Genomic DNA, 25,512 nt, shown 5'->3' with positions numbered 1-25,512 from the left:
TGCTTAAGCCTTACCGACAGCATGCGAGAGGTCTGGCGGAATGGCGCGTTACGAGGATCTGCCCTACCGGACCTGCGTCGGCGTGATGTTGCTCAACAAGGACGGACTGGTGTTCATCGGCCGCCGCGCTGGCGGCATCGAGCATGTCGACGACACCCATGTCTGGCAGATGCCGCAGGGCGGCGTCGATCCCGGCGAGGACAATTGGGAGGCCGCCAAGCGCGAGCTCTATGAGGAGACCAGCGTGCGTTCGGTTGAGCGGCTCGGCGAAGTTCCGGACTGGCTCACTTACGACATTCCGCGCACGGTCGCCGGGCGCACCTGGAAGGGCCGCTACCGCGGTCAGCGCCAGAAATGGTTCGCGGTCCGCTTCACCGGCAAGGATAGCGAGATCAACGTCGAAAAGCCCGGCGGCGGTCACAAGGCCGAGTTCGTGAGCTGGCGCTGGGAGCCGATGAAGAACCTGACCGGGCTGATCGTCCCGTTCAAGCGCCCGGTCTACGAGCGCGTGGTGAAGGAATTTTCCGCGCTGGCGCAGGATTAGTTCAAGTCGCCATTCCAGGTTGATGCTAGAGCCAGTTCCGTTCCGATAGAATCGGGACGGGGCTCTAGTTTTTTATTTTGACGCGTTTTCTTGACGCGAACCGGTATCCACTTCGCTCGAAAACGCTCTAATGCACAGCCTGAAATGACGACGAGAGATCCACGCGTGAGCACTGAAAAACCCTACCGTCCCAATGTCGGAATCGCGCTGTTCAATGCCGATGGCCGCGTGCTGATCGGGCACCGCTTCAAGGGCGACGGACCCGAGATCATCCTGCCGGGTCTGGACTGGCAGATGCCGCAGGGCGGCGTCGACGAGGGCGAGGATTTGCGCGATGCCGCGCTGCGCGAGCTCTGGGAAGAGACCAGCGTCAAGAGCGCATCCTATCTCGGCGAGACCGACTGGTTGACTTACGAATTCCCGCCATATGACGGGCCGCAGACACATCGACTGGCGAAATTCCGCGGCCAGCGCCAGAAATGGTTCGCGTTACGCTTCACCGGCAAGGATGACGAGATCGATCCGCTGACGCCGCGCAACGGGCAGCCCGCCGAGTTCGACGCCTGGCGCTGGGAGCGGCTCGACCGCGTCCCCGATGTCGTGGTGCCGTTCCGCCGCCACGTCTACAGCGCAGTGGCGCAGCAGTTTGCGCCGTTCGCGAACTAAAAACGCGAAAAACAACCCCATGCACAGTAGAACGGGGTTGAAATCATTAGAGAACTTTGCCCGGAAATTTGCGTGAGCCTAGTTGATCGGTCCCACCGTGAACGGGCCGATTGCGATGAGGTGGCAGTCGCTGTCGCGCTTGGCGCAGTCGGCGAGCGCGGAATTGACGGCGGTCTGCTCGTCCGCGGCCTTGAGGCCGAGGCCCGGCCGGCCCGCGGTGCCGACCGCGACGGCGTTCCAGCCCATGCCGTCGGCGAGCTTGCGCACGACCTCGTCGCGCGCATCTGCGATGATCGAGGCGTTCGACGCCGCATGGAAGAAGCCGGTGATCCGGAGCAGGGTCGGGATCGGCACGACGAAATTCTCGTCGACCGCAACGACCAGGCAGGCGACGCCGGCGATCGCACCGCACGATTCCAGTGAACGCCGCGCGGCATCGTCGGTGGACGATGCGCCCATCACCATGAAATATTGGCCGCCGGGGCCGAGCGCGACCGCGCGGGATTTTGCCGCGGGCACGAACATGTTCTCGAGCCGGACCTTGGCGGGATCGCGCACCATCGGAAAGTCTTTCGAGGCGAAGGCGCGCTCGGTCATGGCATCATGCCGGACGAACGGTTGCGGCGGCATCGGCGGTTTGCCGTGCGTGTAGACCACATTGTTGCCGACTGCATAGAGCTCGCAACGCCGCGGCGACTGCGCGGCATCGGCGCGCTTCTGGCACTGATCGAGTGCGGCGTTGCGCGCGGCTTCCTCGTTCGGCTGATTCAACGACGCGCCGGTGAACCCGCCGACATTGAGTGCGAACGCCTTGTAGTCGCCGGCAGCGGAATAGTCGCCGGCCAGGTAGTTGCGGATGCGCTCGTTGATGAAGGGGACGCTGTCGGCAGGAAACTTGCCGGCCATCGGTGAAGCCGATGGTGCCGGCATGGGCATCGGCGCTTTCGCCGCCATGGTGGATGACGGGCTTGGCGCTGCTGCCGCAGCCGCGTTGGGCATCGGACTTGATGCTGGGCTTGGCGCGGTCACTGCAACCGCCGGCGCCCTGGTCGTCTCGAGCTTGGTGAAATAGAGGAAGCCGCCGACGCCGATGGCGACGACGGAGACGACACCGACCACCAGCGGCCACATCCAGTTCGGCGCGGCCTCAGCCTTCGTCACCTTCTTGATCTGCGGCGTCGCGTAGCTACCGTCCCCGCGCCGCATCGCCACCATGTAGGCGTGCACCGGCGTCGGGATGTTCTTGACCTCCTGCGCGCCGATATCGGCGAACTGCACCGACAGCTTGTTGGCGACCTGCTCGTGCACGGCGCGGGAGACGCAGATGCCCCCGACCTCGGCGAGGCCCTCGAGCCGGGCGGCGATATTGACGCCGTCACCGAGCAGATCGCCGTCGCGCTCGACCACGTCACCGATGGTGATACCGATGCGGAACGACATCTGCCGGCTCGGCGGATAGGCCATGTTGCGGGTTCGCAGGGATTCCTGAATGTCGATCGCGCAGCGCACCGCATCGACTGCGCTTGGAAATTCCGCAAGCACGGCATCGCCCGCGGTGTTGAAGATGCGTCCGCCCGCCCTGGCAATGAAATCATCGACGACCTCGCGATAGGCGGCGAGACGCCGCAGCGTCTCCTCTTCGTCTTCCGCAACCAGTCGCGAGTAACCGGCAATATCGGCCGCGAAAATCGCTGCGATCTTGCGTTTCATCTGCGGTCGGCCCCCGGAACAAAGTTCGCGGGCGCAGAATGGCGCTATCGGCGGCGCCGTGCAACAAAGTTTCAGCGCCCGCCACTCCCGTGACGAGCGCTGAACTTATTCAGGAATTTTCAGTTCGGGCCCCGGCGCAGTGCACCGGGGCTTAGTGCATCGCCGTGCTGCTGAGCTGCTGCTGGATGCTCTTGAAGTGGTCGAGCCGGGCGATGGCTTGATCGAGCTCGTTGCCTTCGTGCTCCTTCAAGCCCTCTTCCATCTCCGAGATGGTCGCGGCGAACTGCGCGCGGTCGAGCTCGGCCAGCGAGGTCGCGACGTCGGCGAGTACGGTCAGGCCCTTCTCGGAGACTTCGGCGATACCGCCGAGCACGATGATCTTCTCGTGCTTGCCGCCGGTGGTCACGGTGAGAATGCCGGGCCGGATCGCGGCCACGACCGGCGCGTGTCCCGCCAGCACGCCGAAGTCACCTTCGACGCCGGGGATATCGACCTGGTCGACCTCGCCCGAGAAGGCGAGCTTTTCCGGCGAGACGAGATCGAAGTGGAAGGTGGCCATTGGAAACCTGCGAATGGTGAGTAGCGAATTGCGAATGGAGCGGGAGCGGCGCGACTATTCGCTACTCCCTGCTCGCCCTTCGCAGCTTAGGCCGCCTCGGCCGCCAGCTTCTTGCCCTTCTCGATCGCCTCTTCGATGGTGCCGACCATGTAGAAGGCGGCTTCCGGCAGGTGGTCGTACTTGCCTTCGCAGAGGCCGCGGAAGCCCTTGATGGTGTCCGCGAGGTCGACGAACTTGCCGGGCGAGCCGGTGAAGATTTCGGCGACGTGAAACGGCTGCGACAGGAAGCGCTCAATCTTGCGGGCGCGGGCCACCGTCAGCTTGTCCTCTTCCGAAAGCTCGTCCATGCCGAGAATGGCGATGATGTCCTGCAGCGACTTGTAGCGCTGCAGCACCTGCTGGACCTGACGCGCGGTGTCGTAGTGCTCCTGGCCGACGACGAGCGGCGAGAGCATGCGCGAGGTCGAGTCGAGCGGGTCCACCGCCGGATAGATGCCCTTTTCCGAGATCGCGCGGTTCAACACCGTGGTGGCGTCCAAATGCGCGAACGAGGTCGCGGGCGCCGGGTCGGTCAAGTCGTCGGCCGGAACGTAAATGGCCTGCACCGAGGTGATCGAACCCTTCTGCGTGGTGGTGATGCGCTCCTGCAGCGCGCCCATGTCGGTGGCGAGCGTCGGCTGGTAACCCACGGCGCTCGGGATACGACCGAGCAGCGCCGACACTTCAGAGCCGGCCTGGGTGAAGCGGAAGATGTTGTCGACGAAGAACAGCACGTCCTGGCCCTGGTCGCGGAAGTGCTCGGCGACGGTCAGACCGGTGAGGCCGACGCGGGCGCGAGCGCCGGGCGGCTCGTTCATCTGGCCGAACACCAGCGCGCACTTCGACTTGACGCTCGGATCCGGATTATGCGGATCGGCGTTGACCTTGGACTCGATGAACTCGTGATAGAGGTCGTTGCCCTCGCGGGTACGCTCGCCGACGCCGGCGAACACGGAGTAACCACCGTGCGCCTTCGCGACGTTGTTGATCAGCTCCTGAATCAGCACGGTCTTGCCGACGCCGGCGCCGCCGAACAGGCCGATCTTGCCGCCCTTGGCGTAGGGCGCGAGCAAGTCGACGACCTTGATGCCGGTGACGAGAATTTCAGCTTCGGTCGACTGGTCGGTGTAGCTCGGCGCTTCCTGGTGGATGGCGCGCATGCCTTCGGACTGGATCGGACCGGCTTCGTCGATCGGCTCGCCGATCACGTTCATGATGCGCCCGAGCGTGCCTGCACCCACCGGAACCGAGATCGGCTGACCGGTGTCGGTCACTTCCTGGCCGCGGACCAGACCTTCGGTCACGTCCATCGCGATCGTGCGCACGGTGGACTCACCGAGATGCTGTGCAACTTCCAGCACGAGGCGGATGTTGCCGTTCCTGGTTTCCAACGAATTCAGAATGGCCGGCAGATGGCCTTCGAACTGAACGTCGACGACGGCGCCCATGACCTGGGTGACGCGACCGACCTGGGTAGCTGCTGTAGCCATGAAGCTCTCCTTCGAAATTCTTTACTTGAACGACCGTCGTTTGGTTCGTGCGTCAGACCGCCTCGGCGCCGGAGATGATCTCGATCAGCTCCTTGGTGATCTGGGCTTGACGGGTTCGGTTGTAGATCTGGGTTTGCTTGCGGATCATTTCGCCGGCGTTGCGGGTGGCGTTGTCCATGGAGCTCATCTGCGCGCCATAGAACGAGGCGTTGTTTTCCAGCAGCGCACGGAAAATCTGCACCGCGATGTTCCGCGGCAACAGGCCGGAGAGGAGTTCGTCTTCCTCCGGCTCATAGTCGTAGGACGTCGACGGCGCGGTCGCCGCCTTTTCTTCCACGGTCAGCGGAATGATCTGCTGCGCGGTCGGGACCTGGGCGATCACCGACTTGAACTGCGCGTAGAACAGCGTGCAGACGTCGAATTCGCCGTTATCGAAGCGGGCCAGCACCTTCTTGGCGATGTCGTCCGCGTTGACGAAGCCGAGCTGACGAACGCCGCGCAGGTCGAGATGCTCGACGATCTGCTTGTCGTACAGGCGGCGGAGCTGCTCGTAGCCCTTGCGGCCGACGCAGAAGAATTTGACTTCCTTGCCCTGCGCCAACAGCGCCTGGGCGCGCTCGCGCGCGAGGCGCACGATCGAGGAGTTGAACGCGCCGGACAGACCACGCTCGCCGGTGCAGACCAGCAGTAGGTGAACCTGATCCTTGCCGGTGCCGGCCAGCAGCACCGGGGCGCCGGGCGAACCGGCGGCAGCGCTGGCGATGTTGGAGATCACCGCGCTCATCTTGTCGGCATAGGGCCGCGCCGCCTCGGCCGCTTGCTGGGCGCGGCGCAACCGGGACGCCGCGACCATCTGCATGGCCTTGGTGATCTTCTGCGTCGCCTTGGTGGAGGCGATGCGGACGCGCATGTCTTTAAGTGACGCCATTCTTCGTTCACCCCGGCGGTTCGACCCCTTGGATCAAGCCGCTAGCCTATCCCAGTCGTCATGCCCGGGCGTGTCCCGGGCATCCACGTCTTCGTTTCCATGCAGTGAGGCACGGAAGGCCGGGACAAGAAGCCCGGCCTTGCGACCGTTCTCTTATGCGAAGCTCTTGGCGAAACCTTCGACCACCGACTTCAGCTTGGCGGCGGTGTCGTCGGAGAGATCGCGGCTGTCGCGGATCGCGTTGAGGATCTCGACGTTCTTGCCGCGCAGCAGCGACAACAGACCGTCCTCGAACGCGCGCACCTTGTTGACCGGCAGCGGGTCGAGATAGCCGTTGGTGCCGGCCCAGATCACGCAGACCTGCTCTTCCATCTTCAGCGGCGCGAACTGCGGCTGCTTCAGGAGCTCGGTCAGACGCGAGCCGCGATTGAGCAGGCGCTGGGTCGAGGCGTCGAGGTCGGAGCCGAACTGCGCGAACGCCGCCATTTCGCGGTACTGCGCGAGCTCGCCCTTGATCTTGCCGGCGACCTTCTTGGTGGCCTTCGTCTGTGCCGAGGAGCCGACGCGCGACACCGACAGACCGACGTTCACCGCGGGGCGAATGCCCTGGAAGAACAGGTCGGTTTCCAGGAAGATCTGGCCGTCGGTGATCGAGATGACGTTGGTCGGAATGTAGGCCGACACGTCGTTGGCCTGGGTTTCGATGACCGGCAGCGCCGTCAGCGAGCCCGAACCCTGGTCCTTGTTCAGCTTCGCCGCGCGCTCGAGCAGGCGGGAATGCAGATAGAATACGTCGCCCGGATAGGCTTCGCGGCCCGGCGGGCGGCGCAGCAGGAGCGACATCTGGCGGTAGGCGACGGCCTGCTTGGACAAATCGTCATAGATGATGACGGCGTGCATGCCGTTGTCGCGGAAGTACTCGCCCATGGTGCAGCCGGTGAACGGCGCGATGTACTGCATCGGTGCCGGATCCGACGCGGTGGCGGCGACGATGATCGAATATTCGAGCGCGCCCTGCTCTTCCAGCACCTTCACGAACTGGGCAACCGTCGAGCGCTTCTGGCCGATCGCGACGTAGACGCAATACAGCTTGATGTTCTCGTCCGGCTGCGCGTTGAGCGGCTTCTGGTTGAGGATGGTGTCGAGCGCGATCGCGGTCTTGCCGGTCTGACGGTCGCCGATGATCAGCTCGCGCTGGCCGCGGCCGATCGGGATCAGGGCATCGATCGCCTTGAGGCCGGTCGCCATCGGCTCGTTCACCGACTTGCGCGGAATGATGCCGGGCGCCTTGACGTCGACGCGCATGCGCTTGTCGGCCTGGATCGGGCCCTTGCCGTCGATGGGGTTGCCGAGCGCGTCGACGACGCGGCCGAGCAGGCCCTTGCCGACCGGCGCGTCCACGATGGCGCGGGTGCGCTTGACGGTCTGACCTTCCTTGATCTCGCGGTCAGCGCCGAAAATAACGATACCGACGTTGTCGGTTTCGAGGTTCAGCGCCATGCCGCGGGTGCCGTTCTCGAATTCGACCATTTCACCGGCCTGGACGTTATCCAGACCGAAAACGCGGGCGATACCGTCGCCGACGGACAGCACCTGTCCGACTTCGGAGACTTCAGCTTCCTGGCCGAAATTCTTGATCTGGTCCTTGAGGATCGCGGAAATTTCCGCGGCGCGGATGTCCATCAGCCTGCCTCTTTCATCGCGTGCTTGATCGAATTGAGTTTGGTGCGAAGCGAGCTATCGATCATTCGGCTGCCAAGCTTGACCACGAGGCCACCGATGATCGAGGGATCGACCTTCACGTTGAGCGCGACGTCCTTGCCGGTCACCGACTTCAGGGCAACCTTGAGGGCGTCGAGATTCTTGTCCGAGAGCGCCTCCGCCACGGTGACGTCGGCCGTGGCCTCGCCCTTGAACTTGGCGACCAGGGCGCGATAGGCGCGGATGACGTCAGCCACCGCGAACAGGCGGCGGTTGGCGGTCAGCACTTTCAGGAAATTGGCGGAGATGCCGGCGATGCCGGCCTTGTCCAGCACGGCCGAGAGGGCTCTGGACTGGGCATCGGCCGCGAACACGGGGCTCCGGACGAGGCGCTTCAAATCGGCGCTCTCGTTCAGCATGCCCTCGAATTTCTCGAGATCGGCCTTGACCTCGTCGACCACTTTCTGGTCGCGGGCCAGTTCAAACAAGGCCGTTGCATAACGGCCCGACACACCGGAAACGGACGTATCTTCTGCAGCCACAGACGTGCTCTTTTTGCTGTCAAACTCGCAAGGGAAAAACCGTCGCCACGAAGCGGCGCCTAGCGATCCAAGCCCTTGGAATTCAAGCGGGACTTCGATTTTCGACCCCGCACGGAAGTGCCGGGCTCGTTAAAATCGCGGCTTTGCTAACATAGCAGGCGCGCACGTGCAACATGACGCCAAATTAAAGGCATGACGTTCTGTCGCCAGTTCGTCGCACTCCACGACGACGCGACGACGACCTTGCATGCCGCGGAATTGCCACAGCGCTTAAGCCCACCCCTGAGCCGAGGCCGGCGATTGGTTCCTGCCCTCAGCGCATAGCGGCCATGAACACGGATCGCTGAGGCGTGATTCCGGCCCTCCCGGCTCCACTCGCCGAATACTTTCTGAATTCTAAATGCGGAAATCGATGACTTCGTTTTACAGTATTCGTAAGTAATATAGAGGTTAACAAATCGTTAAATTCCAATATTACGGAATGTCGGCCGAATATCCCTGCCGGTAACAAGATATTACAGGGCGACACAGAACGGATTTACTGCCCAATTCATGCCTCATTAGGAATCGAAACGCGATCCCGCTCGCAAACTTACGGGGGCTCCACTTGCCACATATGTGGCAATACTAGTTAGGGACCAATATATGCTTTGTTTGAAGACGCTGGGCTCAGTGACCCGGCCGCGTACGGCGATCGCCTTCGTTGCCGCAACTCTTCTCATCGGGGGAACTGCCACCGAAGCTTCCGCCAAATCCCGCCATCACCATCGCTATTCCCACCATCATCACCGCCACCACGCCCAGACCGATGCCAACACGACCTACGATTGGCGTAACGCCAATGCATCGATGACGCCGTCGCAGGGCACCGGACGTTCCTTCTCCGGCATGGCTTCCTTTTACGGGAACGAGTCCGGCAGCAGGACCGCCTCGGGCCAGCGCTTCAACCAGAACGCCATGACCGCGGCGCACCGTTCACTGCCGTTCGGCACCAAGCTGCGTGTCACCCATGGCGGCTCGAGCGTCATCGTCACCATCAACGACCGTGGCCCGTTTATCCGCGGCCGTGTCCTCGACCTCTCCACGGGCGCTGCCCGTGCCATCGGCCTCACCGGCGCCGGCGTCGGCCGCGTCACTGCCGAAGTCGTCTCCTAAAGCGCGACGCATGAAACAAGCTCGCCGTCTTGGGGGACGGCGGGCTTTTTGTTTGTTCTTCCGCCGTTATTGCGAGGAGCGGTGAGACGAAGCAATCCAGACTGCCTCCGTGGAGGGATTCTGGATTGCTTCGCTACGCTCGCAATGACGGGAGAGAGTTTTCGCAGCCCCCTACAAAAAGCTCTGCGGATCGACGTCGACTTCGAGCTTTTGATTGCCCTTCGGCTTCGGGCATACGGCAAGCCAGTTGCGCAAATAATCCGACAGGTCGAAGCCGCGCGCGGATTTCACCAGAATGCGGAAGCGGTAACGGCCCTTGATGACCGCGAGCGGGGCTTCCGCCGGGCCCAGCACCACCACGCGCTCGTCGCGCGGCGCGAGCGCGACGAGGTGGCGGCCAAAGCCTTCGGCGCTCGGCCGGTCGCCGGCGGAAATGATCAGGCTCGCGAGCCGCCCGAACGGCGGATAGAGCGTGCGTTCGCGCAAATCGATCTCGCTGTCGTAGAATGCTTCGCGGTCGCAGGCGATCAGCGCCTTCATCACCGGATGATCGGGCTGATGGGTCTGGAGATAGCCGACGCCGCGGCCCTGCTCGCGGCCGGCGCGGCCGATCACCTGGTTGAGCAATTGCCAGGTGCGTTCCGAGGCGCGCGGATCGCCATTGGACAGGCCGAGATCCGCATCGACCACGCCGACCAGATTGAGCCGCGGGAAATTGTGGCCCTTGGCGACGAGTTGGGTGCCGATGATGACGTCGACGCGGCCCTCCGCGATGTCATTCAGCTCGGAGCGCATCGTCTCGATCGAGGTGATGAGATCGCTCGACAGCACCATGGTGCGCGCCTCCGGGAAGAGCGCCGCCGCCTCCTCCTGCAAGCGCTCGACGCCGGGCCCGACCGCGACCAGCGATTCCTCCGCCGCGCAATGCGGACAGGTTTGCGGGCGCGGCATCGAGAAGCCGCAATGGTGACAGACGAGGCGCTGGCGGAAGCGGTGATCGACCAGCCAGGCATCGCAGATGGTGCAGGCGAAGCGATGGCCGCAGGCGCGGCACAGCGTCAACGGTGCATAACCGCGGCGATTGAGGAACAGTAGCGCCTGCTCGCGCCGCTCGATCGCGGTCCTGATCTCAGACGCCAGCCGCGGCGAGATGAAGCGGCCGCGCGCCGGCGGCTCGCGGCGCATGTCAATGGCCTCGATATGTGGCATGTGCTGGCCGCCGAAGCGCGACGGCAGAGCGATGCGCTGATAGCGGTTCTTGCGCGCATTGACCTCGGATTCGACCGACGGCGTCGCCGACGCCAGCACGATCGGAACCTTTGCGATATGCGCGCGCACCACCGCCATGTCACGGGCGTGATAATGCACGCCCTCGTCCTGCTTGTAGGCTTGGTCGTGCTCTTCATCGACCACGATGAGGCCGAGATTGGCGTAGGGCAGAAAGAGCGCTGAGCGCGCGCCGACCACAACCGGCGCGCTGCCCTCGGAGATCGCCGCCCAATTGCGCGCGCGGGTGCGCGGCGTCAGTTCGGAATGCCATTCCAGAGGGCGCACGCCAAAGCGCTGCGCGAAGCGATCGAGGAACTGGCCGGTGAGCCCGATCTCCGGCATCAGGATGAGCGACTGTTTTCCGCGGCGGATCGCCTCGGCGACGGCTTCGAAGTAAACCTCGGTCTTGCCCGAGCCGGTGACACCGTCGAGCAGCGCGACGTGAAAGCTGCCGTTGGCGGCGAGTGCGCGCATGGCATCGACCCCGGCGCGCTGAAGCGGCGAAAAATCCGGCCGGCTGAAATCCGGATCTGGGGCCGGCGGCGGCGGCGGCGGGGGCATCGGCTCGACCGAGAGCGTTCCTTCGTCGACGAGGCCGTCGATCACGCCGGCCGAAACCCCGGCCTCTCTGGCCGCCTCGGACTTGCCGTGCAGCAGCCGGTCCGACAGCACCTCGATCAGGCGCTGCCGCGCCGGCGTCAGACGTTTTGGCGGATCGCCGACCAGGCGCACGCCGGCGCGCACCCGCTCGGGGCCGAGGTTGTCGCCCATCCGCAGGCACATGCGCAGCACCATGCCGCGCGGGCTCAACGTGTAATTGGCGATCCAGTCCACGACCGCACGCAGCTCGGGCTTCAGCGGCGGGATGTCGAGCTTTTCGCTGACCTCCTTAAGGCGGTTGTGCAGGCGCGGATCAGGATTGGCGTTTTCGGCCCAGACCACGGCGAGCACCTCGCGCGGGCCGAGCGGCACGCCAATAATGTCGCCCGCCTTCAGCTCCATCCCGCGCGGCACCTTGTAGGAATAGGTCTGGTCGAGCGCGACCGGCACCAGCACGTCGACCATGCGGGTCGCGTTGGCGGAGACGGCGTTGCTGCGCGACGTGTGATCCATGGAGGGGAATCGGAACCCGAGGGCTTCAAGGCTAGCGCCCTGAGGCGGCCTTAGCGAACGATAAACGAGTGTGATGCGATATACTGAGTGGAATCACCACGTCCAGAGCGCATGAGCAAAGCGGCCGCCCCACAAATCGACCTCGCCAGCGCCGATCCTGATATCGCGCAGGAGATGACGCGCTGGCTGTCGCATCTCGGCGCGGAGCGGCGGCTGTCGCCGAAGACGCTGGAAGCCTATGCCCGCGATTTGCGGCAGTGCCTGATTTTCCTCTGCGGCCATTGGGGCGAGCGAGTGACGCTAAAGCGTTTCGCCGCGCTGGAGGCCACCGATATCAGAGCCTTCATGGCGATGCGCCGCGCCGACGATATTGCCGGCCGCAGCCTGATGCGCGCGCTCGCGGGCCTGCGCTCGTTCGGCCGCTTTCTCGAGCGCGAAGGCAAGGGCAAGGTCGGGGCGCTCTCGGCGATCCGCGCGCCGAAAGTCGCAAAGAGCCTGCCCAAGCCGCTGCCGATGGCGTCGGCCAAACGTCTTGCGGACGCCGACGAGCGCGCCGGCGAGGACCGCGAGACCTGGATTCTTGCGCGCGACGCCGCCGTGATGGCTCTCCTCTACGGCTCAGGCCTGCGCATCTCCGAAGCGCTGGGGCTGACGCGCCGCGAGGTCCCGCGTCCCGGTGAAGGCGACGTGCTGATCGTGACGGGCAAAGGCAACAAGACCCGCATGGTGCCGGTGCTCCAGAACGTGCTCGCACTGGTGCAAGAATACGTTTCCATGTGCCCGTATCCGCTGCCGGCGGAGGGGCCGATCTTCGTCGGCGCACGCGGCGGGCCCTTGAGCCCGCGCATCATCCAGCTCGCGATGGAGCGGCTGCGCGGCGCGCTCGGCCTGCCCGACAGCGCCACGCCGCACGCGCTCCGGCATTCCTTCGCCACGCACCTGTTGTCACGCGGCGGCGATTTGCGCGCGATCCAGGAATTGCTCGGCCATGCCTCGCTCTCGACCACGCAGATCTATACCGGCATCGATGCCGAGCGGCTGCTGGAAGTCTATGCCAGCGCGCATCCGCGCCGATAGCGGCTCAGTTGGCGAGATACTCGATATCGTAGACGTAGTTCGAGCCGCGCCCGACCTCGACGCGGACCATCGGCCTGAACGTCTCCAGCCGCTCGTACAGCGGCGCCGTGACCTTCACCGGTTGGCCCGCGATGCGAACGAGATAGTCCGCTTTGCGGCGGCTACCTGACCTCCACGCACGATCGACACGGCCTTCGATCACAAGGCGGGACGTCAGGTGATCGAGAAACAGCATTCGTCCGGCATACCATGCAAGACCGCTGCCGAGCAGCACGATCAGGATCATCGAGGCGAACGCCTTCGCCTGGTCACGCCATGAGCCGTACAGCGGAGGTTGTCGCAGCTGCGAGCCGACGATAATCAGGCCCAGAACAACGAGGCCGACATGGACGTCGTTGACTGCGATGATCGAGCTCTTGTCATAAAACCGCAACAGGCCGATGTAGGTCAGGCCAAGCGCGAGGACAATCTTGCCGACGAACGGAAAGGCCGCGGTGTTGCGGGCCTTCAGCAGCGCAAGCGCGGATGCGAGGATGGAAGGCCAGACGCAGGCTGCGATGAATTCCGCTGTGGTCATGGGACAGGACTAGATCAGCCCCGACGCGAAACCCTTAATTGCAACGGCCATCGCGGCTTGCCACTTGCGCCCGTCGCGCAGTTCGGTCAATCGTTGGTAAACAGGCAGGAGGGATTTATGAGCGCACATGAAAGCATGGAGCATGCCGAGCACGCCGAACACGCGTCCGGCTCGAACAAGAAGATCGCGCTCCTGATCGCGGTTCTGGCGCTGTTCCTGGCGATCTCCGAGACGCTCGGCAAGGGCGCCCAGACCGAATCGATCAGCAAGAACGTCGAGGCCTCCAACCTCTGGGCGTTCTTCCAGGCCAAGAGCATCCGCCGCACCGTGGTGCAGACCATGGCCGACCAGGGCAAGCTCATCCTCGGCGCGGCGAGCGACGAGGCCAACAAGGTGGCCGTGCAGAAGCAGATCGAGGACTGGCAGAAGACCGCGCAGCGCTACCGCTCCGAGCCGGAGACCGGCGAAGGCACCGAGCAGCTGGCCGAAAAGGCCAAGCACGCCGAGCATGAGCGCGACGAGGCGACTGCGAAATATCATCACTTCGAGCTGGCGTCCGCCGCCTTCCAGATCGGCATCGTGCTGGCCTCAGCCACCATCATCACCGGCATGCTGCCGCTCGCCTGGATCGCGGGCCTGCTGTCGCTTGCCGGACTTGGGATGACCATGCTCGGCGCATGGTCGCCGCATCTGCTGCATCTGCATTGAGGCTCGTAGCCCGCATGAGCGCAGCGACATGCGCGCTGTCATGCCCCGGCTTGACCGGGGCATCCAGTACGCCGCGGCTTCTCCGTAGCCATTGCCGTCTCTGGAATACTGGATCGCCCGGTCAAGCCGGGCGATGACAGCGAGTCTGCGGTGAGGCTTCACCGCGCTTCGTGCACGCTCTTGCGAAAGCGCTGGATCAGGCGGAGCGTGCGGGAGGACCAGCCTTCGCCGTTGCCGGCGATCAGCTCCTTGATGCGTCGCTTGACCGGATCGACCAGCTCGGCGGCCTTGGCACGCAGCTTCAGCACCAGATCATAGAGCCGCTCGAACCACGCCATCTCCATCAGCTTGTCGCGCGTCACGTCGAACACGAAGGCGGTGACGCCGACCCCGAGCAGCTTTGCGAACACGATGGTGAAGACCGCGCTGGTCCAGTATTCGTGCGTGAGCAGCCACAGGCCAACCAGCTTGAGCGGAAACAGCGGGACGATCGGTACAGCGAACACGATCAGCGTCATCGCTGGCGACAGCGCATCGACGCGGTCCGACAGCCATTGCTTGAACCGCGCAAGCGGGACGATTGCGACAACCCGCGCGACGATCGGTTCGAGATGGTCCCACAGCCAGGCTTCGATCAGGAAGATGATCGCAAGCAGGACCCAGACCGGTTGAAGCAGGCGGCGTAGCATGTGTTTCCCGCCCGATTCGGCGCTGGGCGCGACCTACATATGGATGGCCCGCTTGCCGACTGCAAGCGCGGCTTCCTTGATGGCCTCGGAGCGCGTCGGGTGCGCGTGGCACGTGCGCGCGAGATCCTCCGCGCTGCCGCCAAACTCCATGAGAACGGCTGCCTCATGGATCATTTCGCCGGCTTCGCGGCCGATAATGTGCACGCCGAGGACGCGATCGGTCTTCGCATCTGCGAGAATCTTCACAAAGCCGTCGGTGGTCTGGTTGACCTTGGAGCGCCCGTTGGCGGTAAAGGGAAACTTTCCGACCGTATAAGCCACGCCCGCCTGCTTCAGCTCCTCCTCGGTCTTGCCGACGGAGGATACTTCCGGCGTGGTATACACGACGCCTGGGATAACATCGTAGTTCACGTGGCCGGCCTGCCCGGCGATGATCTCGGCAACCGCGACGCCTTCATCCTCGGCCTTGTGCGCGAGCATCGGGCCCGCGACGACGTCGCCGATGGCATAGACGCCCTTCACGCTGGTGGCGAAATGCGGGTCGATCTGCACGCGGCCGCGATTGTCGAGTGCAACACCGGCTTCCTTCAGGCCGAGCCCCTCCGTGTACGGCACACGGCCGATACAGACGAGAACGACGTCGGCCTCCAGCGTCTCGGCAGCGCCCCCCGCGGCGGGCTCGATCGTCGCCTTCAGCGTCTTGCCGGAGGTGTCCACGCCCGTGACCTTGGCACTGAGCTTGAAGGCAAAGCCCTGCTTCTCCAGGATGCGCTGGAATTGCTTGGCGATCTCGCCGTCCATGCCGGGCAGGATGCGGTCGAGGAATTCGACGACGACCACTTCGGCGCCGAGACGGTGCCAGACCGAGCCGAGCTCGAGGCCGATCACGCCGGCGCCGACGATCAGCAACTTGCCGGGGACCTTGTCCAGCGACAGCGCACCGGTCGACGACACGATGCGGGTCTCGTCGATCTCGATGCCCTTGAGCCGCGCGATGTCCGAGCCGGTGGCGATCACGATGCTCTTGGTTTCGACGACCTGCGACTTGCCGTCGGCGGAGATCTCGACCTTGCCGGTGCCGAGAATCTTGCCGGCGCCCTTGAGCACGTCGATCTTGTTCTTCTTCATCAGGAACTCGACGCCCTTGACGTTGCCGTCGATGCCCTGCTGCTTGAAGTTCATCATCGCAGGCAAATCGAGCTTCGGCGCGGAGACGCTGACGCCCATCTTGGCGAAGGAATGCCCGGCCTCCTCGAACATTTCGGAGGCATGCAGCAGCGCCTTCGACGGCATGCAGCCGACATTGAGGCAGGTGCCGCCGAGCGTCGCGTTCTTTTCCACCACGGCGACTTTCATGCCGAGCTGCGCTGCACGCACCGCGCAGACATAACCGCCCGGTCCGGTGCCGATGACGACGAGATCGTAGGTAGCCATGAGAGAAAGTCCCGTAAGTTTAGCGTTGAAGGATGTGTCAGCGTCCGCGCGGCGCGTCAGCGTCCGCCGGACACATCGAGAATGGCTGAGGTAACGTAGGAGGCATCGTCCGACATCAGCCAGACGATGGCATTGGCGACTTCATCGGCCGTACCGACGCGCTTCATCGGCACCATATGGGCCAAGCGATGGGCGCGGTCGGGCTCACCGCCGGCAGCGTGGATTTCGGTGTCGATCAGGCCGGGGCGGATGCCCGCGACGCGAATGCCCTCGCCGGCAACCTCATAGCCGAGGCCGATGGTGAAGGAATCGATCGCGCCCTTGGACGCGGCATAGTCGACATAGGTGTTCGGCGCGCCGAGCTTGGCCGCAACCGACGACAGATTGACGATGACGCCGCCCTGGCCGCCATGCCTGGTCGACATCCGCTTCACGGCTTCGCGCGCGCAGAGGATGGAGCCGGTGACGTTGACCGCCATCACACGCTGGATGCGCTCGGCCGACATCTCGTCGACGCGCACGCCGCTGGTCCCGACAATACCGCCATTGTTGACGAGCGCGCCGAGCGTGCCGAACGCGTCCGCGGCCTTGAACAGCGCCAGGATGTCGCTTTCCTCGGCGACGTCGCATTTCACCGCGATGGCCTTGCCGTTGCTGGCCGCGATCTCGGCGACCACCTCATCGGCGGCCGTCTTGTTGCTGGCATAGCCGACAACGATCCGGAAGCCGCGTGCCGCGGCGGCAATTGCGGTCGCACGGCCGATGCCGCGGCTGCCGCCGGTGATGACAACGACTTTATCCGTCACGCGCGCCTCCGTAGTTCGACACGCGCCGTCGCGAAAGGCGACGGCGCTCGCAGAGCATCAGCGATCAGAGATCGAGCACCAGGCGCGCCGGATCTTCCAGGCTCTCCTTGACGCGGACAAGGAAGGTCACGGCTTCCTTGCCGTCGATGACGCGGTGATCGTAGGACAGCGCCAGATACATCATCGGGCGGACCTCGATCTTGCCGCCGACGACCATCGGCCGCTCCTGGATCTTGTGCATGCCGAGGATGCCGGACTGCGGCGCGTTCAGGATCGGGGTCGACATCAGCGAGCCGTAGATGCCGCCATTGGTGATGGTGAAGGTGCCGCCCTGCATCTCGTCGATCTTGAGCTGGCCGTCGCGGGCGCGGCGGCCGAAATCGGCGATGCCCTTCTCGATGTCGGCGATCGACTTGTTGTCGCAGTCGCGCACCACGGGCACGACGAGGCCCTTGTCGGTGCCGACGGCGACGCCGATGTGATAGTAGTTCTTGTAGATCAGATCGGTGCCGTCGATCTCGGCGTTGACGGCCGGGATGTCCTTCAGCCCCTGGACGACGGCCTTGGTGAAGAAGCCCATGAAGCCGAGCTTCGAGCCATGCTTCTTCTCGAACGCATCCTTGTAGTGGGCACGCAGCGCCATGACGTTGGTCATGTCGACCTCGTTGAAGGTCGTGAGCATCGCGGCGGTGTTCTGCACGTCCTTGAGGCGGCGCGCGATGGTCTGGCGCAGCCGGGTCATCTTGACGCGCTCTTCGCGGGCGGCGTCATCGGCCGGCGACGGTGCGCGGACCTGAACCGCTGCGGCCGGCTGGTTGACGGGGGTCGGCGCCGAGGCCGCACGCTCGATCGCGGCGAGCATGTCGCCCTTGGTGACGCGCCCGTCCTTGCCGGAGCCGGGAACGGTCGAGGCATCGACGCCGGTCTCGGCCGAGAGCTTTCGCACGGAGGGAGCGAGCGGCGCATCGGCCGGTGGCGCCTTCGCCGCGGCGGGAGCAGCAGCGGCCGCAGGAGCGGCAGCCGCGGGCTTCGCGGGCGCAGCTGCCGGCTTGGCAGCGCCGGCGGCGCCTTCGGTAATCTGGCCGAGCAGCGCGCCGACGGCGACGGTGGCACCATCGGCGGCGATGATCTCGCTCAGCGTGCCGGCTGAGGGCGCCGGGACTTCGATGGTGACCTTGTCGGTCTCGAGCTCCACCAAGGGCTCGTCGACGGCGACGGGATCGCCGGCCTTCTTGAACCAGCGGCCGATGGTGGCCTCGGTGACGGATTCGCCGAGGGTCGGCACACGAATTTCAGTCATGGTCTTTTCCTTAAGGAGATCGCCAATGCGGACATAGGTGCAGATGTCAGCGCCCGCGGATGCGGGCGATCCAGTACGCCGTGACAGTCGTGATAGAGACGGGCGGCGCGGAATACTGGATCCCCCGCCCCGGTGCGCAATTGCGCACAAGGCGGGGCATGACGAGGTGTAAAAACTTCTCAGCTCAATGCTTCGTCCAGGAACGCCTTCAGCTGCGCCTGATGCTTCGACATCAGACCCGTGGCGGTCGCAGCGGAGGCGGCGCGGCCGACATAACGCGGACGCCGGCTCGCACCGTTCACCTGGTTCAGCACCCACTCCAGATAGGGCTCGATGAAGTGCCAGGCACCCATGTTGCGCGGCTCTTCCTGGCACCACACCACTTCGGCCTTCTTGAAGCGCGACAGTTCGGCCACCAGCGCCTTGAGCGGCACCGGATAGAGCTGCTCGACGCGCATCAGATAGATGTCGTCCATGCCGCGCTTCTCGCGCTCCTCGTAGAGGTCGTAATAGACCTTGCCCGAGCAGAGCACGATGCGGCGGATCTTCTCGTCGGGAACGAGCTTGATCGCTTCGCTCGGCAGCATCTGGGCGTCGTCATAGAGGATGCGGTGGAAGGTCGTTCCCTTCGCGAGCTCCTCGAGACGCGACACCGCCCGCTTGTGACGCAGCAGGGACTTCGGCGTCATCACGATCAGCGGCTTGCGGATCTCGCGATGAAGCTGCCGGCGCAGCACGTGGAAGTAGTTCGCCGGCGTGGTCGGATAGACCACCTGCATGTTGTCTTCCGCGCACATCTGCAGATAGCGCTCCAGACGCGCCGAGGAGTGCTCCGGTCCCTGGCCTTCATAGCCGTGCGGCAGGAGGCAGACGAGGCCGGACATGCGCAGCCATTTGCGCTCACCCGAGGAGATGAACTGGTCGAACACGACCTGCGCGCCGTTGGCGAAGTCGCCGAACTGCGCTTCCCACAGGGTGAGCGTGTTCGGCTCGGCGAGCGAATAGCCGTATTCGAAGCCGAGCACGGCTTCTTCCGACAGCAGCGAGTTGATGACCTCGTAATGGCCCTGCTCGTGACCGAGATGGTTGAACGGCGTGTAGCGGCTCTCGTCTTCCTGGTCGATCAGGACCGAGTGGCGCTGCGAGAAAGTGCCGCGCTCCGAATCCTGTCCGGACAGGCGGACATGGTGGTTCTCGTTGAGCAGCGTGCAGAACGCCAGCGCTTCGCCGGTCGCCCAGTCGATGCCCGTGCCGCCGTCGATCGCCTTGGCGCGGTTTTCTAGGAAGCGCTGGATCGTGCGGTGGACGCGGAAACCGTCCGGCACCTTGGTGATCTTGCGACCGATGTCCTTCAGGGCGGCGATGTCGACGCCGGTGACGCCACGCCGCGCATCTTCTTCCTGATCGGCGATCTTGAAGCCGGCCCATTTGCCGTCGAGCCAATCGGCCTTGTTGGGCTTGTAGCCGGAGCCGGCTTCGAGTTCGGCATCGAGCCGCGCGCGCCAGTCGGCCTTGGCCTTCTCGACCTCGCCCTCGGTCAACACGCCTTCGCTGATGAGGCGGCGGGCGTAGAGTTCGAGCGTCGACGGATGGGCCGCGATCTTCTTGTACATCACCGGCTGGGTGAAAGCCGGCTCGTCGCCCTCGTTATGGCCATGCCTGCGGTAGCAGAACATGTCGATGACGACGGGCTTGTGGAATTTCTGCCGGAACTCGGTCGCAACCTTGGCCGCGAACACGACGGCTTCCGGATCGTCGCCGTTGACGTGGAAGATCGGCGCGTCGATCATCTTCGCCACGTCGGACGGGTAAGGCGACGAACGGGAATAACGCGGATAGGTGGTGAAGCCGATCTGGTTGTTGACGATGAAGTGCACGGAGCCGCCGGTGCGGTAGCCCTTCAGGTCCGACAGGCCGAAACATTCCGCGACCACGCCCTGGCCGGCGAACGCGGCGTCACCGTGCATCAGCAGCGGCATCACCGAGATGCGCATATCCGGCGGATCGCCGTGCTGATCCTGCTTGGCGCGGACTTTTCCGAGCACCACGGGATCGACGATCTCCAGATGCGAGGGGTTGGCGGTCAGCGACAGATGGATGCGGTTGCCGTCGAACTCGCGATCCGAAGACGCGCCGAGGTGATATTTGACGTCGCCCGAGCCTTCGACCGCATCAGGATTGGCCGAACCGCCCTTGAACTCGTGGAACAGCGCGCGATGCGGCTTGCCCATCACCTGGGTCAGGACGTTGAGGCGGCCGCGGTGCGGCATGCCCAGCACGACCTCCTTCACGCCGAGATTGCCGCCGCGCTTGATGATCTGCTCGAGCGCGGGGATCAGCGATTCAGCACCGTCCAGGCCGAAGCGCTTGGTGCCGGTGAACTTGGTGTCGCAGAATTTCTCGAAACCTTCGGCTTCGACCAACTTCATCAGGATGGCACGGCGACCTTCGCGGGTGAACGAGATTTCCTTGTCCGGCCCCTCGATCCGCTCCTGGATCCACGCCTTCTGCGCCGCGTTGGTGATGTGCATGAACTCGACGCCGAGCGTCTGGCAGTAGGTGCGCTCGCAGATCGCGGTGATTTCGCGCAAGCTGGCGTATTCGAGACCGAGCACATGGTCGAGGAAGATCTTGCGGTCGAAATCGGCTTCGCTGAAGCCGTAGGTCCGCGGGTCGAGCTCTTCGCGATTGCGCTGGGCTTCGATGCCGAGCGGATCGAGCTTGGCGTGGAAGTGACCGCGCATGCGGTAGGACCGGATCAGCATCAGGGCCCGGACCGAGTCGCGGGTGGCCTGGAGAAGGTCGGCGGAGGAGAGGCCGCCGCTCTTATCGCCACCCTTGGCCTGCGCCTTGGCAGCGATCTTGGCTCCGACCGTCTTCTCGACTTCCGCCCAATTGCCGTCGAGCGCGGAGGTCAGATCATCCTGCGGGGTCAGCGGCCAGTTGGCGCGCTCCCAGGACGGGCCTTGGGCGTTCTTGCTGATGTCACCCGGCTGGTCGTTGAGGCTCTTGAAGAAGTCCTGCCACTCGGCATCCACCGAGGACGGGTCCTTCTCGTAGCGGGCGTAGATTTCGTCGATGTAGGTGGCGTTGGTGCCCTGCAAAAAGGAGGAGAGGGCAAAGGCTGCGTTCGCGTCTTGGCGAGACATACTTGAGTTCCTGGCGATTTCGGTTCGCGCATAACAAACGGCGCTGGCGCTGGGCTCCCCGGCAGAGGACCAGCGCGACAGGCACCATTTACCCTATTTGCTGCGAAACTTCGCCCGGAAAATTACGAAGGTGTGAATCAAGATTTCAATTTTTCGGCAAGCGTGTGGCCGAGGCGCGCGGGAGATGGCGACACTGTAATTCCAGCCGATTTCATCGCGTCGGTCTTGGAACCGGCGTCGCCCTTGCCGCCCGAAATGATCGCACCGGCGTGGCCCATGCGACGGCCGGGAGGGGCCGTGACACCGGCGATGAAACCGACCATCGGCTTCTTGCGGCCGCGCTTGGCCTCGTCCTTGAGGAACTGGGCGGCGTCCTCCTCGGCGGAACCGCCGATCTCGCCGATCATGATGATCGACTCGGTCTTGGGGTCGCCGAGCAGCATTTCCAGCACGTCGATAAACTCGGTTCCCTTGACCGGGTCGCCGCCGATGCCGACCGCGGTGGTCTGGCCGAGGCCTTCCTGGGTGGTCTGGAACACGGCTTCGTAGGTCAGCGTGCCGGAGCGGGAGACGATGCCGACGCTGCCGGTCTTGAAGATGTTGGCTGGCATGATGCCGATCTTGCACTCGCCGGCGGTCATGACGCCCGGGCAGTTCGGCCCGATCAGGCGCGACTTGGAGCCGGCCAGCGAACGCTTCACCCTGACCATGTCGATGACCGGGATACCTTCCGTGATGCAGACGATCAGCGGGATCTCGGCGTCGATGGCTTCGCAGATCGCATCGGCCGCGCCCGGCGGCGGCACATAGATCACCGATGCATCGGCACCGGTCTTCTCACGCGCCTCGCGCACGGTGTCGAACACCGGCAGCCCCAGATGCGTCGCGCCGCCTTTGCCGGGCGAGGTGCCGCCGACCATCTTGGTGCCATAGGCAATCGCGGCCTCCGAATGGAAGGTGCCGTTCTTGCCGGTAAAGCCCTGGCAGATGACCTTGGTGTTCTTGTCGATCAGGATGGACATGAGGTCTGCTTTCGCGAAACTAACGAGTGAGAGGTCAGTGGATGCGGCGGTAGACGCCGGTGAGCACGTCGGCCCAGCCTTCTGCGTCCGGCGAGAACTGGATCTTCAACGAATAGGAATCGTCGTCGATGATTTCATAGACGTGGCGCGCATTGCCGCGGAGCGAGCCGCGCACCAGCGTCAGGGTCTTGCCGACCCACCCGCCGGAGGCGGGCGAAGGCGGCGTGTAGCCGAGCGAGTCGTACCAGAACAATTTGTAGGTCCGGTCTTCGCGGTCGAAGGTGAAGATGCCGTGGGTGGCGAAGCTCTGCTTGCCGTCGCGGGTCTGGACCGAGTCCTGGATCAGATAGAAGCCATTGAGATCCATGTGGGCCACGACGCGAGAAGTCGCCGTTCCACCCTCCGTCCAGCGCGACGGAAAGACCACCTCTTCGCCATTCCATTCACCGGCGAACGCGGCAAGACGCGCGTGCTCCGGCAGCGGGGATGATGCAGCGAGATGGTCCTGAGTCATGGCCTCAGCCTCCCTTGACGGCCTTCACGATCTTCTGCGCGGCGTCGTCGAGATTGTCGGCCGGCACCACGTTCAGGCCGGATTCACGAATGATCTTTTTGCCCAGCTCGACATTGGTGCCTTCGAGGCGAACCACCAGCGGCACGCTGAGGCCGACTTCACGCACGGCGGCCGTGACGCCCTCGGCGATCACGTCGCACTTCATGATGCCACCGAAGATGTTGACCAGGATGCCCTTCACGTTGGGATCCGCGGTGATGATCTTGAAGGCGGCCGCGACCTTTTCCTTGCTGGCGCTGCCGCCGACGTCGAGGAAGTTCGCCGGCGCCATGCCGTAGAGCTTGATGATGTCCATCGTCGCCATCGCGAGACCGGCGCCGTTGACCATGCAGCCGATATTGCCGTCGAGGGTGACGTAGTTGAGGTCGTATTTGGACGCCTCGATTTCCTTGGCGTCTTCCTCGGTCTCGTCGCGCAGCGCGAGCACCTCGGGGTGACGAAACAGGGCGTTGTCGTCGAACGACACCTTGGCGTCGAGCACGCGGAGCTGGCCCTGCTTGGTCACGACGAGCGGGTTGATCTCCAGCATCGACATGTCCTTCGCGACGAAGGCCGCGTAGAGCTGCGCGGTGAGCTTCTCGGCCTGCTTGGCGAGATCGCCGGAGAGTTTCAGCGCGTTCGCGACGGTGCGGCCGTGATGGCCCATGATGCCGGTCGCGGGATCGATCGAGAAGGTCACGATCTTCTCAGGCGTGTTGTGCGCGACGTCCTCGATGTTGACGCCGCCCTCAGTCGACACCACGAAGGAGACGCGGGAGGTCTCGCGGTCGACCAGGATCGAGAGGTAGAATTCCTTGTCGATGTCTGAGCCGTCCTCGATGTAGAGGCGGTTGACCTGCTTGCCGGCGGGTCCGGTCTGGATGGTGACGAGCGTTGCGCCGAGCATCTGCTTGGCGAATTCGGAAACTTCCGCGGCCGACTTGGCGATGCGGACGCCGCCCTTGTCGCCGGCCGACGCTTCCTTGAACTTGCCCTTGCCGCGGCCGCCGGCGTGGATCTGGCTCTTCACGACCCAGACCGGGCCCGGGAGTGCCTTTGCCGCCGCGTCCGCATCGGTTGCCTTCAGGACCGGAACGCCCTTCGAGATCGCGACACCGAACTCGTTCAGCAGCGCTTTGGCCTGATATTCATGGATATTCATTTAGTCGCTCCCTGAACCCGCGGGCGGTGACCTCGTAGGCCCACCTCAGTCTTGTGGCTGGCATACCATATACCACAGGAACTGCAACCCGGATTCTCTGACATCGATCTCTGGACTGCCGATCCGGAGCCCGCCCCGTCCTCTACAAGAGTTGCAGCGGGGGCCCGGAAGTGAAACCGCCGAAGACCGGTTTTTCGATCTTCGGCGGGGAATGTTGGGTTTAGCGGCCCAGAAGATCGGGCGCGATCTTCTTGCAGGCGTCAACCAGACCCTGCACTGCGCCGACCGACTTGTCGAAGGCTTCGCGGTCCTTGCCGACGAGCTCGATCTCGACGACGCGCTCGACGCCCTTGGAGCCGATCACGACGGGCACGCCGACATACATGTCCTTCACGCCGTATTCGCCGTTCAGGTAGGCGGCCGAGGCCAGCACGCGCTTCTTGTCACGCAGATAGCTCTCGGCCATCGCGATCGCGGAAGCCGCCGGAGCATAGAAGGCCGAGCCGGTCTTGAGCAGATTGACGATCTCGGCGCCGCCGTTGCGGGTGCGGTCGACGATCTCGTCGAGGCGCGCCTGCGAGGTCCAGCCCATCTTGACGAGATCGGGCAACGGGATGCCGGCGACGGTGGAGTATTTTACCAGCGGCACCATGGTGTCGCCATGGCCGCCCAGCACGAAGGCGGTGACGTCTTCGACCGAAACGTTGAACTCGTCGGCCAGGAAGTAGCGGAAGCGCGACGAATCCAGCACGCCGGCCATGCCGACGACCTTCTTGTGCGGCAGGCCGCTGGCCTTCTGCAGGGCCCAGACCATCGCGTCGAGCGGGTTGGTGATGCAGATGACGAAGGCGTCGGGAGCGTACTTCTTGATGCCGGCGCCGACCTGTTCCATGACCTTGAGGTTGATGGAGAGGAGGTCGTCGCGGCTCATGCCGGGCTTGCGCGGCACGCCGGCGGTGACGATGCAGACCTTTGCGTTGTCGAGCGCCTCGTAGGAGTTCGCGCCGGTGTAGTGCGCGTCAAAGCCGTCGACCGGCGAGGACTGCGCGATGTCGAGCGCCTTGCCCTGCGGCACGCCCTCGGCGATGTCGAACATCACCACGTCGCCCAGCTCTTTCAGGCCGATGAGATGAGCCAGCGTTCCGCCGATCTGACCGGAGCCAATCAAAGCAATCTTGTCGCGCGCCATGTGAGCCTGTCCTTTAGACACGTAAGGAGGGGAAAACTGAGACGGGTGGTTATCCCTTTCGCCTCCCCCGTTCAAGTCACGGGTTGCCCAATTGTCGGGCTTGCCGCGTATTCAAGCGCAACCTTGTCAT

Annotated in this window: 22 protein-coding genes; 5 read left to right on the top strand and 17 right to left on the bottom strand. The window is 64.2% G+C overall.

All coding sequences use genetic code 11. The features are described 5' to 3' along the window. Nucleotides 1–40: 40 nt before the first annotated feature. Complete coding sequence (locus BcanWU425_RS01975; RefSeq protein WP_018459848.1) at nucleotides 41–544, top strand: RNA pyrophosphohydrolase; 504 nt, start codon at nucleotides 41–43, stop codon at nucleotides 542–544. 165 nt (nucleotides 545–709) lie between these two features. Further along, nucleotides 710–1,210 (top strand): RNA pyrophosphohydrolase, encoded by a 501-nt coding sequence (locus BcanWU425_RS01970; protein WP_018459847.1) that lies wholly within the window; start codon nucleotides 710–712, stop codon nucleotides 1,208–1,210. 78 nt (nucleotides 1,211–1,288) lie between these two features. On the opposite strand, the gene BcanWU425_RS01965 is transcribed toward BcanWU425_RS01970, so the two are convergent. From BcanWU425_RS01965 to BcanWU425_RS01940, 6 genes are all read right to left on the bottom strand, one after another. Next, nucleotides 1,289–2,920 carry an adenylate/guanylate cyclase domain-containing protein gene (locus BcanWU425_RS01965; RefSeq protein ID WP_018459846.1) on the bottom strand — a complete coding sequence of 544 codons (1,632 nt, stop codon included), beginning with the start codon at nucleotides 2,918–2,920 and terminating at the stop codon, nucleotides 1,289–1,291. 151 nt (nucleotides 2,921–3,071) lie between these two features. Next, nucleotides 3,072–3,479 (bottom strand): F0F1 ATP synthase subunit epsilon, encoded by a 408-nt coding sequence (locus tag BcanWU425_RS01960; RefSeq protein WP_018459845.1) that lies wholly within the window; start codon nucleotides 3,477–3,479, stop codon nucleotides 3,072–3,074. An 86-nt stretch (nucleotides 3,480–3,565) separates the two neighbouring features. Beyond that, nucleotides 3,566–5,008 carry a F0F1 ATP synthase subunit beta gene (atpD, locus tag BcanWU425_RS01955; protein ID WP_007598896.1) on the bottom strand — a complete coding sequence of 481 codons (1,443 nt, stop codon included), beginning with the start codon at nucleotides 5,006–5,008 and terminating at the stop codon, nucleotides 3,566–3,568. A 52-nt stretch (nucleotides 5,009–5,060) separates the two neighbouring features. Further along, a complete protein-coding gene (locus BcanWU425_RS01950) occupies nucleotides 5,061–5,936 on the bottom strand; it encodes a F0F1 ATP synthase subunit gamma (RefSeq protein WP_026233891.1) in 876 nt (291 codons plus the stop codon). A gap of 153 nt (nucleotides 5,937–6,089) precedes the next feature. Further along, on the bottom strand, nucleotides 6,090–7,619 hold the full coding sequence (gene atpA, locus BcanWU425_RS01945; protein WP_018459843.1) for a F0F1 ATP synthase subunit alpha: 1,530 nt from the start codon (nucleotides 7,617–7,619) through the stop codon (nucleotides 6,090–6,092). After that, nucleotides 7,619–8,179, bottom strand: a complete 561-nt coding sequence (locus BcanWU425_RS01940; RefSeq protein WP_027566412.1) for a F0F1 ATP synthase subunit delta — start codon at nucleotides 8,177–8,179, stop codon at nucleotides 7,619–7,621. Before BcanWU425_RS01940 ends, atpA begins: the two co-directional genes overlap by 1 nt. Before the next feature lie 645 nt (nucleotides 8,180–8,824). Here BcanWU425_RS01940 and BcanWU425_RS01935 point away from each other — a divergent pair. Continuing rightward, the gene (locus tag BcanWU425_RS01935) at nucleotides 8,825–9,334 is read left to right on the top strand and encodes a septal ring lytic transglycosylase RlpA family protein (protein ID WP_204512858.1); all 510 of its coding nucleotides are present in this window, start codon (nucleotides 8,825–8,827) and stop codon (nucleotides 9,332–9,334) included. A 171-nt stretch (nucleotides 9,335–9,505) separates the two neighbouring features. On the opposite strand, the gene BcanWU425_RS01930 is transcribed toward BcanWU425_RS01935, so the two are convergent. Next, complete coding sequence (locus BcanWU425_RS01930; RefSeq protein ID WP_204512859.1) at nucleotides 9,506–11,716, bottom strand: primosomal protein N'; 2,211 nt, start codon at nucleotides 11,714–11,716, stop codon at nucleotides 9,506–9,508. A gap of 111 nt (nucleotides 11,717–11,827) precedes the next feature. Between BcanWU425_RS01930 and BcanWU425_RS01925 the strand changes: the two genes are divergently transcribed. Further along, nucleotides 11,828–12,793 (top strand): tyrosine recombinase XerC, encoded by a 966-nt coding sequence (locus BcanWU425_RS01925; protein ID WP_204512860.1) that lies wholly within the window; start codon nucleotides 11,828–11,830, stop codon nucleotides 12,791–12,793. A 4-nt stretch (nucleotides 12,794–12,797) separates the two neighbouring features. On the opposite strand, the gene BcanWU425_RS01920 is transcribed toward BcanWU425_RS01925, so the two are convergent. Continuing rightward, a complete protein-coding gene (locus BcanWU425_RS01920) occupies nucleotides 12,798–13,370 on the bottom strand; it encodes a hypothetical protein (RefSeq protein WP_018459838.1) in 573 nt (190 codons plus the stop codon). A gap of 117 nt (nucleotides 13,371–13,487) precedes the next feature. On the opposite strand from BcanWU425_RS01920, the gene BcanWU425_RS01915 reads away from it, so the two are divergent. Then, entirely contained in the window at nucleotides 13,488–14,078 is a 591-nt protein-coding gene (locus BcanWU425_RS01915; protein WP_026233888.1) for a DUF4337 domain-containing protein, read from the top strand. A 158-nt stretch (nucleotides 14,079–14,236) separates the two neighbouring features. Here the strand turns inward: BcanWU425_RS01915 and BcanWU425_RS01910 are convergent, their stop codons facing one another. From BcanWU425_RS01910 to mdh, 9 genes are all read right to left on the bottom strand, one after another. Then, entirely contained in the window at nucleotides 14,237–14,767 is a 531-nt protein-coding gene (locus BcanWU425_RS01910) for a hypothetical protein (RefSeq protein ID WP_018459836.1), read from the bottom strand. Nucleotides 14,768–14,800: 33 nt separating this feature from the next. Next, nucleotides 14,801–16,201 (bottom strand): dihydrolipoyl dehydrogenase, encoded by a 1,401-nt coding sequence (gene lpdA / locus BcanWU425_RS01905; RefSeq protein ID WP_018459835.1) that lies wholly within the window; start codon nucleotides 16,199–16,201, stop codon nucleotides 14,801–14,803. Nucleotides 16,202–16,257: 56 nt separating this feature from the next. Beyond that, a complete protein-coding gene (locus BcanWU425_RS01900) occupies nucleotides 16,258–17,007 on the bottom strand; it encodes an SDR family oxidoreductase (RefSeq protein WP_026233887.1) in 750 nt (249 codons plus the stop codon). A 64-nt stretch (nucleotides 17,008–17,071) separates the two neighbouring features. Beyond that, the gene (gene odhB, locus BcanWU425_RS01895) at nucleotides 17,072–18,307 is read right to left on the bottom strand and encodes a 2-oxoglutarate dehydrogenase complex dihydrolipoyllysine-residue succinyltransferase (RefSeq protein ID WP_026233886.1); all 1,236 of its coding nucleotides are present in this window, start codon (nucleotides 18,305–18,307) and stop codon (nucleotides 17,072–17,074) included. 179 nt (nucleotides 18,308–18,486) lie between these two features. Continuing rightward, nucleotides 18,487–21,456 carry a 2-oxoglutarate dehydrogenase E1 component gene (locus BcanWU425_RS01890; RefSeq protein WP_018459832.1) on the bottom strand — a complete coding sequence of 990 codons (2,970 nt, stop codon included), beginning with the start codon at nucleotides 21,454–21,456 and terminating at the stop codon, nucleotides 18,487–18,489. Between the two features lie 137 nt (nucleotides 21,457–21,593). After that, the gene (gene sucD, locus BcanWU425_RS01885; RefSeq protein ID WP_018459831.1) at nucleotides 21,594–22,478 is read right to left on the bottom strand and encodes a succinate--CoA ligase subunit alpha; all 885 of its coding nucleotides are present in this window, start codon (nucleotides 22,476–22,478) and stop codon (nucleotides 21,594–21,596) included. Nucleotides 22,479–22,512: 34 nt separating this feature from the next. Then, nucleotides 22,513–22,992 (bottom strand): DUF1579 family protein, encoded by a 480-nt coding sequence (locus BcanWU425_RS01880; protein ID WP_007604324.1) that lies wholly within the window; start codon nucleotides 22,990–22,992, stop codon nucleotides 22,513–22,515. A gap of 4 nt (nucleotides 22,993–22,996) precedes the next feature. Next, on the bottom strand, nucleotides 22,997–24,193 hold the full coding sequence (sucC, locus tag BcanWU425_RS01875; protein ID WP_018459829.1) for an ADP-forming succinate--CoA ligase subunit beta: 1,197 nt from the start codon (nucleotides 24,191–24,193) through the stop codon (nucleotides 22,997–22,999). Between the two features lie 220 nt (nucleotides 24,194–24,413). Beyond that, nucleotides 24,414–25,382: a malate dehydrogenase gene (mdh, locus tag BcanWU425_RS01870; RefSeq protein ID WP_007598869.1), complete on the bottom strand. Its 969-nt coding sequence runs from the start codon at nucleotides 25,380–25,382 to the stop codon at nucleotides 24,414–24,416. Nucleotides 25,383–25,512: the final 130 nt, after the last annotated feature.

The sequence above is a fragment of the Bradyrhizobium sp. WU425 genome, from assembly GCF_021052305.1.
GTDB classification, from domain to species: domain Bacteria; phylum Pseudomonadota; class Alphaproteobacteria; order Rhizobiales; family Xanthobacteraceae; genus Bradyrhizobium; species Bradyrhizobium canariense_D.
The sequence above is the reverse complement of the archived record's forward strand: the minus strand, read 5'-3'. Positions and strand labels throughout refer to the sequence as shown.

Coding starts and splice junctions, on each gene's coding strand:
- BcanWU425_RS01975 (WP_018459848.1), top strand. CDS start 41: ATGGCGCGTTACGAGGATCTGCCCTACCGGACCTGCGTCGGCGTGATG.
- BcanWU425_RS01965 (WP_018459846.1), bottom strand. CDS start 2,920: ATGAAACGCAAGATCGCAGCGATTTTCGCGGCCGATATTGCCGGTTAC.
- BcanWU425_RS01960 (WP_018459845.1), bottom strand. CDS start 3,479: ATGGCCACCTTCCACTTCGATCTCGTCTCGCCGGAAAAGCTCGCCTTC.
- atpD (WP_007598896.1), bottom strand. CDS start 5,008: ATGGCTACAGCAGCTACCCAGGTCGGTCGCGTCACCCAGGTCATGGGC.
- BcanWU425_RS01950 (WP_026233891.1), bottom strand. CDS start 5,936: ATGGCGTCACTTAAAGACATGCGCGTCCGCATCGCCTCCACCAAGGCG.
- atpA (WP_018459843.1), bottom strand. CDS start 7,619: ATGGACATCCGCGCCGCGGAAATTTCCGCGATCCTCAAGGACCAGATC.
- BcanWU425_RS01935 (WP_204512858.1), top strand. CDS start 8,825: ATGCTTTGTTTGAAGACGCTGGGCTCAGTGACCCGGCCGCGTACGGCG.
- BcanWU425_RS01930 (WP_204512859.1), bottom strand. CDS start 11,716: ATGGATCACACGTCGCGCAGCAACGCCGTCTCCGCCAACGCGACCCGC.
- BcanWU425_RS01925 (WP_204512860.1), top strand. CDS start 11,828: ATGAGCAAAGCGGCCGCCCCACAAATCGACCTCGCCAGCGCCGATCCT.
- BcanWU425_RS01920 (WP_018459838.1), bottom strand. CDS start 13,370: ATGACCACAGCGGAATTCATCGCAGCCTGCGTCTGGCCTTCCATCCTC.
- BcanWU425_RS01915 (WP_026233888.1), top strand. CDS start 13,488: ATGAGCGCACATGAAAGCATGGAGCATGCCGAGCACGCCGAACACGCG.
- BcanWU425_RS01910 (WP_018459836.1), bottom strand. CDS start 14,767: ATGCTACGCCGCCTGCTTCAACCGGTCTGGGTCCTGCTTGCGATCATC.
- lpdA (WP_018459835.1), bottom strand. CDS start 16,201: ATGGCTACCTACGATCTCGTCGTCATCGGCACCGGACCGGGCGGTTAT.
- odhB (WP_026233886.1), bottom strand. CDS start 18,307: ATGACTGAAATTCGTGTGCCGACCCTCGGCGAATCCGTCACCGAGGCC.
- BcanWU425_RS01890 (WP_018459832.1), bottom strand. CDS start 21,456: ATGTCTCGCCAAGACGCGAACGCAGCCTTTGCCCTCTCCTCCTTTTTG.
- sucD (WP_018459831.1), bottom strand. CDS start 22,478: ATGTCCATCCTGATCGACAAGAACACCAAGGTCATCTGCCAGGGCTTT.
- BcanWU425_RS01880 (WP_007604324.1), bottom strand. CDS start 22,992: ATGACTCAGGACCATCTCGCTGCATCATCCCCGCTGCCGGAGCACGCG.
- sucC (WP_018459829.1), bottom strand. CDS start 24,193: ATGAATATCCATGAATATCAGGCCAAAGCGCTGCTGAACGAGTTCGGT.
- mdh (WP_007598869.1), bottom strand. CDS start 25,382: ATGGCGCGCGACAAGATTGCTTTGATTGGCTCCGGTCAGATCGGCGGA.